A 14418-nucleotide genomic window follows, 5' to 3' on the forward strand; every position below is an offset into this window, starting at 1 on the left:
CCCCTGTGCTCTCCAAGTTAAGAAACAACCTGGTGGGCACGTTTTTTATCCATTTGGAAGACTCCATCGGGCCAAAGAAAGAGGGTTATTGCAAACGGTGGAATAATCCGAGACCTTAACTAAGAATGTCCCTGAGAATCTAAAGGATGAGGAAAACTGGTACCATCTTGAGTGGATAAGTCAACTAAGCCTCAGATGGAGGAAAACTCCATCTGAAGCAAGTTTCCTATATCAATGACTAATCACTAACACGTTCACAATCTGCGATTAGATCATTAACTACTTGCCCCGCCATGAGAAGTCCAGATACTGGTGGCACGAAGGAAATGCTGCCGGGTATTTGCCGTTTTATTGCGCAATGAGCATCTCCTCCTGGGCAAATGCAGTTATTCCGGCAATCAGCTTCGGTAGGTAGTGGAGTAAGGGGGAGATCCGGAGAATAAACTACTTTGATCCCTTTGGTTATGCCTTCCTTACGCAGTAATTTCCGCACAGCTTTCGCCAGAGGGTCACCACTGGTTTTGGATATATCTGTGATCCGATAGTTCTCAGCGGAGAGGCGATTACCAGCGCCCATGCTGGAGATGAGGGGAATACTTCTACGGATACATTCTTTGGCCAAAGTGACTTTACCTGAGACAGTATCTATGGCATCCACTACGTAGTCAGGCTTGCTGCCCAGGAAGCTTTCCGCATTTTCGGCAGAAAAGAACTCTTTGATGGCTTCCACCTTCGCTTTAGGGTTAATGTCTAGAATTCGGGCTTTCATAACTTCAACCTTGGGTTTGCCTATAGTCGAGTAGAGGGCATGAAGCTGACGGTTGATATTAGTCAAACAAATCTCGTCATAGTCCACTAGAATTAAATGGCCTACACCAGCCCGTGCCAGTGCTTCAGCCGTATACGATCCCACACCGCCAATACCAAAAATTATAACGGTGCTTTCGCTAAGTTTCTTCAAAGCAGGTTTGCCTATAAGAATTTCGGTTCTCGAAAATTTATGTTGCATGAGTAAAACCTCCTAAATTGATGCGTAAGTCAAACGACGTAGTCGAAAATCAGTATATCATGACAGACAGACTAAATAAAATCCATGTTTTTCTGTGCGGATCAATAGTTCTTCTTGATTTTGCTGGCAGGATACTTCTTTGTTGCACAACATGGATTAGAGCAGACAATGGAGCAATACTTTCATTACTTGCTTCAAAGCGTTATAACAATTAGAGTATAATGAATAGGGTTTGGAAGTGGAGGTTAATGACTGTATAGCGTGAACAGGAGGAATATCTGTGACACCAAAATCAGCACTGTTATTTGGGGCCAGTGGCTTGGTAGGGAGTGAACTGCTTAAGCTATTATTAAATGGTCCGGAATATGAGAAGGTTATCATTTTTGTTAGAAAATCCCTTGAATTAAAACATCCTATATTAGAAGAGGTAGTGCTAGAATTTGATGATCTAGCTCAATATAAGGCTTGTTTCGATGTTAACGATGTGTTCTGTTGTTTAGGAACAACTATTAAGAAAGCCGGAACTCAAGAGGCCTTCAGAAAAGTTGATGTTGAATACCCATTGGAAATAGCCCGCCTAGCCAAGGAAATGGGAGCTGAAAAGTTTCTCGTGATTAGTTCGATGGGGGCAAATCCTCGATCTAGGGTGTTCTACTCCCGCATGAAAGGCCTTCTTGAGCAAGAGCTTAAGAAAATAGGGATTGCTTCTCTTCATATCTTTCGACCCTCTTTGCTACTGGGGGATAGAAGAGAATTTCGATTGGGTGAATCAGTGTCGGCAACCCTTAGTAAAAGATTGCCTTTCCTCTTTGCTGGGCCCCTTAGCAAGTATAAACCAATTGGTGGAGAAACTGTGGCTCAGGGGATGATTTTGGCAGCTCAGAGTGGGGCAGAAGGTGTTTTCATCCGCGAGTCTCATGAAATAGAGGAAATGAGGTAAGTGAGGCAAGTGAGGCAAGTGAGGCAAGTGAGGATAGAACAATGGTAGACAAAAGGAATAGATCGACTTTTCTTGCTCTAGTAGTGATGACCATGATACTTGGCCTAAGTAGTCGGCAATTTTCAGGGTATTTTCCCAGTTGGATTAATCTCTTTCTGGGTGATATGCTATGGGCGCTCATGGTTTTCTTCGTATTTGCATTTATATTTAGAGCAAAAGAAACCCGCTGGATTGCCCTAATGGCGCTGCTTTTTTCTTATGGAATCGAAGTCAGTCAGCTTTATCATGCAACGTGGATTGATGCCCTAAGGCAAACCACTCTAGGCGGTTTAGTATTGGGGTATGGGTTTCTCTGGAGGGATTTAGTGTCTTATGCCATGGGGATTGGGATAGGAGCATTGGTGGATCAAGAAATACTCTATAAATAACTCGATGTGAAAAATTTAATTTTGGATAATGGACCAACAAAATGCTACACTTACCTATGGGGGTGAATGCATTTGTCATGGTTAGAATTTAGAAATGTGTGCTTTGAAAACGATGGTGCCAAGATCTTAAGAGACCTATCGGTGACCATTGAAGAAGGAGACTTTATTTCTATTGTTGGGCAATCGGGTAGTGGTAAGAGCACCTTCCTAAAACTCTGTAGTCATCTAATCAGTCCTACCCAGGGGGATATTCTTTTTAAGAACCAAAGTCTTTTTGCATATAACTCCACAGAATTGAGGAAAAGTATCGCCTATTGCTTCCAGATTCCCTATCTTTTTGGAGATACAGTTATGGAAAATTTGTCCTTCCCCTTTACGATCAGGAATCTAAAATTTGATCAAGAAAGAGTGCAGGAATTGTTTTCTTTGTTCCAAATGCCCCAGAACTATTTAAATAAAGGGGTGAAAAATCTCTCGGGAGGAGAGAAACAGCGGATTGCTCTTTTAAGAAGCTTGATTTTCATCCCAGAAGTATTGCTCTTGGACGAAGTGACATCAGCTTTGGATAGTGAGAATACGGCTATTGTGGAAAAAGTGATTTCACAATACCATGAAAAAGGTTTAACTATCTTGTGGATTACTCATAACTTAGAACAGAGCCGTAAGTATGCTAATAGATTATTGACTTTGGAAGCGGGTAAAATTAAAGGATGGGAGGTTATACGATGAATGGCTCTGATTCCATCACCATAACCTCCTTGCTTTTAGCTTCGTCCTTGGTTTTGGTGTCCCTATTCTTCTCATATTGGCAAAAGCTCAATTTGGAGAAGGAGACCGTCATTAGCGTCATTCGAGCGGTAGTTCAGCTTGTGGCGGTGGGGTTTGTACTAGAGTATATTTTTGGGTTGCATAATCCTATCTTTACCACCCTTTTACTGCTCTTTATGATTTTAAATGCGGCCTATAATGCGGCGAAAAGGGGCAGAGAGGTCAAGAATGGTTTTCTAATCTCCTTTGTATCCATTGCAGCAGGGACTATTGTGACCTTAGCAGTCCTAACGTTATCGAAAACTCTCAAATATGAACCCTACCAAATGATCCCCGTGGGTGGTATGATTATCAGCAACTCCATGGTTGCTTTAGGATTGTGTTATAAACAATTGGTCTCAAACTTTAAAGCGAGACGGGAAGAAGTGGAGACAAAGCTTTCCTTAGGTGCTGATATCCTGCCGTCCTCCATTGAAATCATCCGAGATGCTACCAAGACCGGGATGCTTCCCACCATTGATTCCGCAAAGACCTTAGGGATTGTGTCATTGCCAGGGATGATGACTGGGTTGATTATGGCGGGGGCACCGCCTATGGAAGCGATTAAGTATCAGATTATGGTGACATTCATGTTGCTTTCCACCACATCCATTTCCTCGTTCATGGCTTGTTATTTATCTTATCGGGGGTTTTTTAACGAGAGAAAGCAGCTAATGTTGTGAGCAAGCTGCTTTCAATACAATGGTGGGTTTTTAGATAATCGAGAATATCGGGATTAACTGAGGAGAGAAATTGAGATGAGTTACATAAAAAGGATTATATATTTATTATTTGGTACTTCTTTATTATCAGTGGGTATTGTCATGACGATGCAGGCGAATTTGGGCTATGCTCCTTGGGATGTATTCCATCGGGGTATTTCCGATACGATTGGCATGTCCATCGGGAATGTCTCCATTGTGGCGAGCATCATAATCTGTGTCATTGTTGTGCTGCTAGGGGAGAAGCTGGGCTTTGGGACCCTAGTTAATATTTTTGTCATTGGCATTTTTATGGATTTACTATTATCTTTTGAAATCATCCCTGAGATGCAGAGCTTTGTATCAGGGCTTATTATGCTGATTGTTGGACTTTTTGTTTGTGCCTATTCTTCCTATCTCTACATTGCCTCGGGTTTCGGTGCGGGGCCTAGGGATAGTTTGATGGTTGCCTTGGAACGCTTAACCAAATTATCGGTTGGAATGTGTCGTGGGACCATTGAGGTATTGGTATGCTTAATAGGGTGGATTTTAGGGGGACCCGTCGGGATAGGTACAATTATATCTGCTTTTGGAATAGGTATCTGTGTACAGATCATCTTTTCTTGGGTGAAATTCGATGCGACTTCTGTAAAACATGAGACGCTTAATGAAACCATTAAGAATTTTAGGGCATATTTTAAGAGAACGATTAAGGAAGATGTGTAGCAAAAAAGGGTTCATGAGACTGGAGAGGTTTACCAATCACGTGAACCCTTCTTTATTTTTCAACGAAAATCTAAACTTATAATACCTTCTCTATAAACACTTTGACTATTTCTGGGTCAAACTGGGTGCCTGCACATCGCTTTAACTCGGCAATAGCTTCTTCTTTGTTTTTTGTTCTTTGGTAAGGCCTTTTGGCGGTCATAGCTTCATAGACATCAGCTACAGATATAATTCTGGATGCAAGGGGGATGTCCTCGCCCGTAAGGCCGCAGGGATACCCTTCACCATCCCAGCGCTCGTGGTGATAAAGGACAGGCTCAGCTAAGGAGACGTATTCATCTACGGATCTTAGCATTTGATAACCTGTTTCGGATGTTTCTTAATGATCTCATACTCTTCGTCAGTGAGCTTTGAGGGTTTGTTTAATATATCGGCAGGTAAGGTGATTTTTCCGATATCATGTAAAGACCCTGCAGTCTTAATATCTCTTATCTCTTTTTCGCGTAAGTTCATCGCCCTTGCAATAGCTTCACAGTATTCAGAAACTCGTTCGGTATGAATTTGTTCAGAATCATATTTGAGGTTAATATTTCGGAGTACGGTTTCAATAGTATGGCTGCGCATTGATTTGCCGGAGTGCCTTTTATTTTTATACATATTATTCTCAGCGTTAGTTATAATCCCATCGATATCTTGATCGCTCCTAGTTTTAACGGCACAACCTGCAGCCAGTGAGACAATCACAGAGTCTAAAGTTATTTGGGAAGCAGTAGAAACGATTTTTTCTTGGATTTCTTTCGCTATGGTCTCGTTCGTTCTAGGAAGTACGATGGCAAATTCGTCGCCCCCTAATCTGCCAATAATATCACCGGCTCGGCAAGCCCCTTGCATAACTTTGGCAACAGTTCTAAGCAATTGATCTCCCGCTTGGTGACCGAAAGCATCATTTGACAGTTTTAATCCATTGACATCGATAAAAATAAGCGCAAGGGGGAGGTTTTCCTCGGTATCCAATTGCTTGAGTATTTCACTTATGTATCGACGATTATAAAGGCCAGTTAACGAATCGTGAAAACTCAGATATTCGATTTGCCTTTGTTTTTCTCTTTTCTCAGTAATGTCTCGAAAAACAATAACAATTCCCGTAGCTTTTCCTGTGCTGCTCCGAATAGGAGCTGCACTTACTTCTATAGGGGTCTCCGTGTTAGCTTTAGATAAGAGCAGAGTATAACCACTCATTTTAAAGATACCCGCTGTTTCTAGGACTTTTTGCACTGGGTTAGAGCATTTCTCTCGGGTGATTTCATGTATGACTTGGAATACTTCTCCGAGAGACTTCCCTAAGGCTTCTTCGCGGTTCCAAGCTGTCAGTTTTTCCGCTATGTTATTCATGACAAGAATATTTCCACAAACATCAGTGGCAATTACGCCTTCGCCGATGGAAAGGAGGGTAGCTTTAAATTGTTCCTTTTCATTGAAGATGATTTCTTCCATTTTGCGACGTTCGGTTATATCGCGAATGGTGCAGAGAAGTTTGTTCTTTGTCACCTTATCCCCGAGAATAATGCTGACTTGTATATCATACCAACCGCGCCCCTCGTGTAAATCAAGATAATATTCAGCACGGCTTGGTTTGCCATATTGCAAGGTCGCTTCTATAGATTCTTTGATAGTACTTTTGGCCGGTTCAGGGAAGCCGATCTCATCATAGTGCTTGTTAAGAAAATCTTCAGGTTGTAAATATAAGACATCGCTTTCAGGATAATGAAACTCTATTATGGTTAATTGATCATCCAGTACAAAAACCAGCTCTTGCAGGCTGTTAATCAACGCTGCCTGGCTACGATTCAGAGATTCTAGTTTGACAATATAATTCCTTACTTCATTTTCTAAACTATTTTTCTTCAATTCTATTTCACGAAAGATAATATCTTGGGGAGTTTTTATAGCTATTTGCATTACAGCTTTATAAATAAAATAGACGGACAGGATTTTAAAATAATGTCCCAAAAGATTAAAGACATCAAAAGGGTCTCCATAAAAAGTGAACATTAGGTCGGTGAGTATTGCGGAAAGGAAACTAAGATAGAGAAATCTTCGAACATTTTTATCAAATCTATCCCTTTTTAAGAACAGCAATAGGAGTGATATTAGAATTATACCTACAATGACATATTCACTTATTATTTTAAAAGGCGTTAATCCTTGACCTTCGATAAAGGCATTTGGGAAAAGTCCGGAAAAAATTAAGCTAACCCCGCTAATAGTTATTAGAGGGAAGAATAAATAGATATAGTTAATCTTGATTTTTTTGCCTACCGAGAGGGTTGCCAGAAGCAAGGCAAAGCCCTCGACGTACCTAGAAAGAATCCAGAGCTGAGTTGGCAAGTTAGAATTATAACCTATAAAGATATTCATCCCTTTATAGGCTATCATGTGTAGAAAATCAATAAGGATCATACATAGATAACCAGTGCTTAGTATTCTAATGAAATGATTGTCAATATGAGTATTTGAATTAAAGACTATAAAAACGATCCCTAAGGAAACCGCAATACAATAGCATTCCACAAAGGCATGAGATAAATTGTAGTTATATTCTTTAATGGCGAATAAGAAAGCTAATACAACGAGTTGGATAAAGGCGAACTTAGCAATTTGCACGGGCCTTTTCTCAACATTGTCTGTCATATACTCTCCTCCTTTGGCCCTTTGTGTAAGAATGTACAATTTTCTTAGATATTCTCTACAATAACTGCTTTTACCTGCTATTCTGTCAATATTTTCGTGACGATTGTGATCTTTACAATGTAAGCATTAGGGATTGTATCATTGCTGGGGATGATGACTGTCTGTTATGATGCAGAATATACGCCATGATTAGTAGTATGGGTTTACTCGTGCTATCTTAGGGCGGACTCTAAGTCGCGAATTAAGTCCTCTGCAGCCTCGATACCTACGGATAGACGGAGCAGGCAATCGTCAATACCAAGCCTTGCCCTGACTTCTAAAGGAATATCGGCATGAGTTTGGGTGGCAGGATAAGTGATCAGGGATTCCACCCCACCAAGACTTTCAGCATAAGAAATGATCTCGAGGGATTTTAGAATCCTGGGGATAAGTGAAGAATCCTTCACCCGGAAGGAGAGCATAGCGCCAAAGCCTTTGGCTTGGTTGAGTTGAGTTGCATGGCTGGGATGGTTTTTTAATCCGGGGTAGTAGACCTCGGTGACCTTAGGATGATTTAATAACCACTGGGCGATTTGCAGGGCATTTTCCTCTTGAGCCTTCATGCGTAGGGCTAAGGTTTTTAGTCCTCGAATCATCAGCCAAGAATCTTGGGGACCTAAGGTAGCTCCAAGTGAGTTCTGCAACCGTCCAAAGCGAGTGGCGAGTTTTTCACCTTTAACCACGACCAGTCCAGAGATAATATCATTGTGCCCTCCGAGATACTTAGTGCCGCTATGGACGACGATATCAGCTCCACACAGAAGAGGTTTCTGGAGGTAGGGGGTTAGGAAGGTATTGTCTACAATATCTAAGAGCCCGTGCTTTTGACAAAGGCGAGCGATTCCATGCAAGTCGGCGATTTTCATCATTGGGTTGGTCGGTGTTTCAGTAAAAATAGCTTTGGTATGGGGGAGAATTTCCTTTTCTATGGCTTCAAGGTTACTAGTGTCGGCAAAGCTGACTTGGAGGCCGAAGCGGTTAAAGACTTCCTCAAGTATGCGATATGTTCCCCCATAGAGATCCTCAGTGACAATAATATGGTCTCCATGAGAAAATAAAGTGAGTATTGTTGTAATAGCGCCCATGCCTGAGGAAAAAGCGAAGCCCTTTGTGCCTTCCTCCAAACGAGCGATGGCATCCTCTAGGACTTGGCGCGTGGGGTTATTCGTACGAGAATAATCGAAACCTGTGCTTTCCCCAAAGCCTGGATGGGCAAAAGTGGATGAATGGTAGATGGGAAAGCTAATCGCTCCTTTGGGATCTAAGCGATTGCCGATCTGAGCAAGTTCGGTTAAAATATTCATTTAGTAGTCCTCCTTTGTGGATTGGATAAAAATCAAACAAAAACGACCTCATAGAGAGGTCGTAAATGTTAATCTACTTCCTCTTATCTTCGAACATTAAAGTTCTCAGGATTTAGCACCTCGCAATAATGCAGGTTGCCGGGCTTCATCGGGCCAGTCCCTCCGCCACTCTTGATAAGAGCTTTGACAAAAGTCAGTATTTAATTCATTTTTTAGATGGAAATTTGTTAGAATCAATATATACTATTCCTATGGGTTTTGCAATAATATTTAGCATAATTTTTAACAAAACTAGCATAAGAGAATCGCTAGCCTTATGAAATGCTTAGGAGGTAGATCATGCAAAAGAAGTTGAATCAGTTGAAGCAAATCATTAAAGAAATGGAATCTGCAGTGGTAGCGTTTTCGGGTGGGGTGGACAGCACGTTTCTCCTAAAAGTAACCCATGAGGTATTAGGTGATAACTGCCTAGCCATCATTGGGGAATCAGAAACTATGCCCACCACCGATTACAACAATGCTTTACAGCAGGTGAAAGAATTTGGGGCCGATTATTTAATCATAAAGACCGAGGAAATGACTAAGGAGGAATTTGTAAAGAATCCCCAAAACCGCTGCTATCATTGTAAGAATGAGTTGTTTACAAAGCTTTTAACCATTGCTCAAGAAAAGAAGATCCAGTGGGTTCTGGATGGCAGCAATGCAGATGACTTAAAGGATTACCGCCCTGGTATGCAAGCTGCGAGAGCATTGGGGGTAAGAAGCCCGCTGCAAGAAGCAGGCCTAACTAAAGCGGAAATCCGTCAACTTTCCAAGGAAATGGGGCTTTCGACATGGGATAAGCCCTCTAGCCCGTGCTTATCCTCACGCTTTCCCTATGGCGAGGAGATCACCCTTGAAAAGCTTCAGCGGGTCGAGAGAGCAGAATCCTTGCTGAAGGATCTGGGGTTTAAAAATTTGAGAGTTCGGCATCATCAAGATCTGGCTCGACTGGAGATCCCCCAAGAAGACTTTCCAAAACTCATGGAGCTGGACCCTGAGGATATCGTCGAACCTCTTAAGGAATTAGGTTTTACCTATATTACTCTAGATTTAGAGGGCTTTCGGAGCGGCAGTTTAAATACCGGGCTACATATTCATTAATGAGTTTATGTTGCTTGATACCACTGATAATTTAGGTGCTTTTAGCGAACTAGTATAGGCTAGTTCGCTTTTTTGTTGGTTTCTCTATAATTCGCACGATTTATAGGTTGATATGATATATATTTCCGGAAAGAAGGATTGGGACATAAGGATAGAGAATCCATCATAAGTTAATGGTAAATAATGGAACATATATCATGACTGAGACTGAAGACTAAACTGAGGGAGGGAGCGCTATCAGGAAACGATGGATTATTCGCAGTGCCCTGCTTTTCCTGGGGATGGCACTATGTGTTGCATTCATGAATATGGGTATCTTTCCTATAAGTGCCTTTAGGGGACCTAGTGCAGAAGAACTGGCTTATTCAGAAACGGAAGTCACCAATCCTGACCAAACCCCTCAGCAAAGAATGCAACAACAAAGAGCCAATTATGCTGCTTATGTTAAGAAGGTAAAGACCGCTGCAGCAGAGAATCCAAGTCCATCCAATAGTGGTTTAGTGAAAGAAGGGCTTCCGCAGTCAATAAGCACTGCCCCAACGGAACAACTTTTTCATGTGATTCCCAATCCCTATGTTCCTGACTTTATTCTTCAGGGTAATTATGTGGTTCAAGGGAGTTCTCCGAATAAACGCTACACAGCTTATATCTATCCGGATGAGTGGGAAACCATCGGGGATATTTATATCAAAGATAGTGTTACCAGTAGTTGGTCACGACTCCAGCTGGACCAAGAGTATCGCGTAGAGTTGTGGGATTATTACGCTCCTGAAGGCCAATACACTCCGAAGAAGAAAATTCACTGGCTTAATGATGATGAGTTCATAACGATTATTGGCTTTGCTCATGGCACAGTATCTAAAGGAGGAGAGTTGGTTAAAGTACATCGATCCACGGGGAAGGGGGATATTCTTTATCCCGACGATCCTAAGCTTAATCAAGAGGTCGTGGATTTTGAACAAATAGGCAGTGATTTGGTTCTGAACATCAATCATATCGACGTTAACGGTGTTTGCATAAAAAAAGGTGAGATTAGGGTTCCGCTGAACCATTTAGACTTATTGAATCAAGGCGCGGTTGCTATTAGTAGAGATTGAAAACAGACTCCCAACAGGCTCTCAATAGGGCCTGTTTTTTGCTTTCCCCATCTTTCTTTAGCTTTTTAAGGAAAGAATGATATAATAGAAAATTGAGAACGATCAGGAGGGATTATCCTTTGGAATTTTCAAAAATCATCGCGCAAGAACTTGGTTTTCGGCCCCAGCAAATCAACGAGGCGATTCAACTCTTAGATGCAGGAAATACGATTCCCTTCATCGCCCGTTATCGTAAAGAAGCAACAGGGGAGTTGGACGAGAATGTGCTCCGTAGCATTGTGGAGCGCTTGGAGTATTTAAGAAATTTAGAACATCGCAAGAGTGAAGTCTTGCGTTTGATTGAAGAACAAGGAAAGCTTACAGATGAGTTGGCCGTTCAGATAACCAAGGCAACTATTCTTCAAGAAGTGGAAGATATTTACCGCCCCTATAAGCAAAAACGTCGGACGCGGGCAACGGTGGCAAGGGAAAAGGGACTAGAACCCTTGGCACTGTGGATTTTAGAGCAATATCCCAAAGCCCAACCCTTAGAAGAAGCTCAAAAATATATCAATGGGGAACTTGGTGTAGAAACTTCAGAAGAGGCAATTAGCGGTGCCTCGGATATTATCGCGGAAATGATTTCCGATGATGCCACCATGCGTAAAAGGGTGCGGGAAGCAACTTTTCGCCTTGGTGATATGGTAGCTTCTGCGAAAAAAGCTGAAGAACGCTCAGCCTATGAGATGTATTACGATTATCGAGAGCCTGTGAAGAAGCTGCCTCCCCATCGCATACTTGCTTTGAATCGTGGCGAGAAGGAAGAGCTTCTCAGTGTGAAAGTGGAAGTTCCTGCAGAGCGCATTCTAGCCTTAATCGAACAGGTCTTTGTGAAGCAAGGGCCTGCAGCGGAAATCGTGCGTTCAGCAGCGGATGATTCTTATAAACGCTTAATAGCACCTTCTATTGAGAGAGAAATTCGGTCTGCTCTAAGTGATACAGCAGAAGAGCAAGCGATCAAGGTCTTTGCCGGGAATTTGCGGCAACTTTTACTACAACCTCCAGTGCGTGGGAAAGTGGTACTAGGGTTAGACCCGGGATTCCGGACCGGATGCAAATTTGCTGTAGTCGATGACACTGGCAAGCTCTTTCATGTAGGGGTTATTTATCCACATCCTCCCCAAAATAAGCGGGAAGAAGCTAAAAAAATACTGAGAGATACGATGGAAAAATACCAAGTGGATGTGATCGCCATCGGAAATGGTACAGCTTCACGGGAAACTGAGGAAGTAACAGCTGAGTTACTCCGTGAAAGCGGCTTAGCTTCTGAGTACATAATTGTTAGTGAAGCGGGTGCTTCAGTGTACTCTGCCTCTAAGCTGGCAGGAGAAGAGTTCCCGGATTTTGACCTCTCCTTGCGTAGCGCAGTCTCTATTGCTCGGCGCTTGCAGGACCCCTTGGCAGAGTTGGTTAAAATTGAACCCAAAGCCGTAGGAGTTGGGCAATATCAGCATGATGTTCAACCCAAACGGCTTGAGGAATCCTTACATGGAGTCGTGGAATCGGCCGTTAATGCAGTTGGTGTGGATTTAAACACTGCCTCAATCTCCCTCCTTCAATATGTAGCAGGCCTTAAACCGACCATTGCTAAAAATATTGTGGCCTATCGGGAAAACCACGGGAAATTTAAGAAACGGGATCAGCTAAAGAAGGTCCCCCGTCTTGGTGAACAGACCTATGTGCAGTGTGCTGGATTTATTCGTATCCCAGAAGGAGATAATCCGCTGGAAAACACACCAGTCCATCCTGAGTCCTACGAGCTTGCCCAAAACATTTTGCATAAAGCAGGTTTTACCATCGAGGATCTCCAACAACGTTCTAATGAAGTTCGCCTAGGGATTGCTCAGCTAAGTCCAGAAGAATGTGCTCAAGAATTTAGTGCGGGTGTTCCTACAGTCAAAGATATTCTGGCCGCTCTCCAGCGACCTGGCCGAGATCCTCGGGAGGATTTGCCAAGGCCTAAATTGCGCCAAGATGTTACCCATCTCGAAGATTTGCAAGCTGGTATGATCCTGGAAGGGACCGTCAGAAATATCGTGGATTTTGGAGCCTTTATCGATATTGGAGTTAAACACGATGGTTTAGTGCATATTTCTCAGATCAGTGAAAAGTTTATTAAGCATCCTATGGAAGTGCTCTCTGTGGGGGATATTGTCAAAGTCCGCGTTTTAGGTATCGACTCGGTGCGTGAGCGAGTAAGTCTGTCCATGAAGGAAATACCAGTGGATGCATTAGTTTCAATGTAATTATTATATCTGCAAGCATCGATTCGGACGGAATTAATTCCTAATGAGAATAAAGATTTTCGGAGGTAAGTATGAACGTAGAGACAAGCCTTTTTATTCGTAATGGTCGCATTAAGACCATGAAAGGCCAAGAATTTATTGGAAGCATCCTTGTGGAAGGTACTCAGATCAAGGCTATGGGCGAAGAATTAGTTGCACCTGAAGGTGCAACAGTTATTGAAGCTGAAGGCAAGCTAGTTCTACCTGGCTTTATTGACGCTCATTGCCATGTAGGCCTTGGTGAGGAGATATACCAACACGAGGGAGATGACCTCAACGAGATGACAGAGCCTATAACTCCAGAATTGCGTGCAATTGATGGAATTAATCCTGAAGATGAAGGATTTCGCGATGCACGTTTAGGCGGGGTTACAACGCTGTTTTCCACTCCGGGTAGCGGCAATGTGATCGGAGGAACCGGTGTTGTGCTGAAAACTGTGGGCAGGGTCGTAGATAAGATGGTTGTGCGAGAGCCTGCAGGGTTGAAGGTGGCTTTTGGTGAGAATCCTAAAGCTGTTTATGGAGCAGAGCAAAAGAAAATGCCCATGACTCGTATGGCAACAGCATCTCTGCTACGTCAAGCGTTAGTCGATGCTCAAACCTATCTGGAAAAATTAGAACAAGGAATAGATGATCCAGAAAAGTTTCCGGAACGAGATCTGGGAATGGAAAGCATGATTCGCGTAATTAAGCGCGAAATTCCCTTGCGGGCACATGCACATCGTGCGGATGATATTATGACTGCTATTCGCATTGCTCAAGAGTTTAATGTGGATTTAATAATCGAGCATTGTACGGAGGGTCATAAGATTGCAGATGTGCTTGCCGAATACGGCTATCCTGCAGTAGTCGGTCCTGTTCTTGTGAATCGAGCTAAGGTGGAGCTAAAGGATAAATCCTTTGAGACCCCTGGGATTCTTACCCGGGCGGGAGTCAAGGTTGCCATTATCACTGACCACTCTGTTACTCCTATTGAACAACTACCGCTCTGTGCAGCTCTTGTTGCTCGAGCTGGAATGGATGAAGAAGAGGCCTTAAAGGCTATTACCATTAATCCGGCAGAAATCTTGGGTGTGGATGACCGAGTAGGCTCCCTTGAAGTGGGTAAAGATGCCGACATCGTGCTTTGGAGTGAACATCCCTTTGTCTTAAAAGCTCGACCGGAAACAGTGATTATTAACGGTCAGGTGATAACCGACTAGGCTTTAG

At 42.7% G+C, this 14418-nt stretch carries 11 protein-coding genes, 1 pseudogene and 1 riboswitch; of the genes and pseudogenes, 9 read left to right on the forward strand and 3 right to left on the reverse strand.

The features are described 5' to 3' along the window. Positions 1–238: 238 nt before the first annotated feature. Positions 239–1009: a tRNA threonylcarbamoyladenosine dehydratase gene (locus AAC978_RS05840; RefSeq protein WP_341547098.1), complete on the reverse strand. Its 771-nt coding sequence runs from the start codon at positions 1007–1009 to the stop codon at positions 239–241. Positions 1010–1289: 280 nt separating this feature from the next. Between AAC978_RS05840 and AAC978_RS05845 the strand changes: the two genes are divergently transcribed. The 5 genes from AAC978_RS05845 to AAC978_RS05865 all read left to right on the forward strand — a co-directional run bounded on the left by AAC978_RS05845 (position 1290) and on the right by AAC978_RS05865 (position 4611). Continuing rightward, complete coding sequence (locus tag AAC978_RS05845; protein WP_341547099.1) at positions 1290–1949, forward strand: oxidoreductase; 660 nt, start codon at positions 1290–1292, stop codon at positions 1947–1949. A gap of 41 nt (positions 1950–1990) precedes the next feature. Then, positions 1991–2377 carry a ribosomal maturation YjgA family protein gene (locus AAC978_RS05850; RefSeq protein ID WP_341547100.1) on the forward strand — a complete coding sequence of 129 codons (387 nt, stop codon included), beginning with the start codon at positions 1991–1993 and terminating at the stop codon, positions 2375–2377. 66 nt (positions 2378–2443) lie between these two features. Continuing rightward, entirely contained in the window at positions 2444–3106 is a 663-nt protein-coding gene (locus AAC978_RS05855) for an ABC transporter ATP-binding protein (RefSeq protein WP_445900285.1), read from the forward strand. Continuing rightward, on the forward strand, positions 3103–3867 hold the full coding sequence (locus AAC978_RS05860) for an ABC transporter permease (RefSeq protein WP_341547102.1): 765 nt from the start codon (positions 3103–3105) through the stop codon (positions 3865–3867). The genes AAC978_RS05855 and AAC978_RS05860 overlap by 4 nt, the downstream gene beginning before the upstream one ends. Positions 3868–3942: 75 nt before the next feature. Then, positions 3943–4611, forward strand: coding sequence for a YczE/YyaS/YitT family protein (locus AAC978_RS05865; protein WP_341547103.1), 669 nt, complete (start codon positions 3943–3945; stop codon positions 4609–4611). 76 nt (positions 4612–4687) lie between these two features. On the opposite strand, the pseudogene AAC978_RS05875 reads toward AAC978_RS05865, so the two are convergent. Both AAC978_RS05875 and AAC978_RS05880 read right to left on the reverse strand, forming a co-directional pair. Then, a pseudogene (locus AAC978_RS05875) lies at positions 4688–7302 on the reverse strand (MASE3 domain-containing protein). Positions 7303–7514: 212 nt separating this feature from the next. After that, positions 7515–8645, reverse strand: a complete 1131-nt coding sequence (locus AAC978_RS05880; RefSeq protein ID WP_341547106.1) for a trans-sulfuration enzyme family protein — start codon at positions 8643–8645, stop codon at positions 7515–7517. Positions 8646–8725: 80 nt separating this feature from the next. Further along, positions 8726–8826: riboswitch (SAM riboswitch) on the reverse strand. Positions 8827–8984: 158 nt separating this feature from the next. Here AAC978_RS05880 and larE point away from each other — a divergent pair. From larE to AAC978_RS05900, 4 genes are all read left to right on the forward strand, one after another. Then, positions 8985–9788, forward strand: coding sequence for an ATP-dependent sacrificial sulfur transferase LarE (gene larE, locus AAC978_RS05885; protein ID WP_341547107.1), 804 nt, complete (start codon positions 8985–8987; stop codon positions 9786–9788). Positions 9789–10090: 302 nt separating this feature from the next. Beyond that, positions 10091–10885: a DUF4652 domain-containing protein gene (locus AAC978_RS05890; protein ID WP_341547108.1), complete on the forward strand. Its 795-nt coding sequence runs from the start codon at positions 10091–10093 to the stop codon at positions 10883–10885. Between the two features lie 119 nt (positions 10886–11004). After that, positions 11005–13170 carry a Tex family protein gene (locus tag AAC978_RS05895; protein ID WP_341547109.1) on the forward strand — a complete coding sequence of 722 codons (2166 nt, stop codon included), beginning with the start codon at positions 11005–11007 and terminating at the stop codon, positions 13168–13170. 71 nt (positions 13171–13241) lie between these two features. Then, on the forward strand, positions 13242–14411 hold the full coding sequence (locus tag AAC978_RS05900; RefSeq protein WP_341547110.1) for an amidohydrolase: 1170 nt from the start codon (positions 13242–13244) through the stop codon (positions 14409–14411). Positions 14412–14418: the final 7 nt, after the last annotated feature.

It is taken from the genome of Desulfitobacterium sp. THU1, from assembly GCF_038181555.1.
GTDB lineage: Bacteria > Bacillota > Desulfitobacteriia > Desulfitobacteriales > Desulfitobacteriaceae > Desulfitobacterium.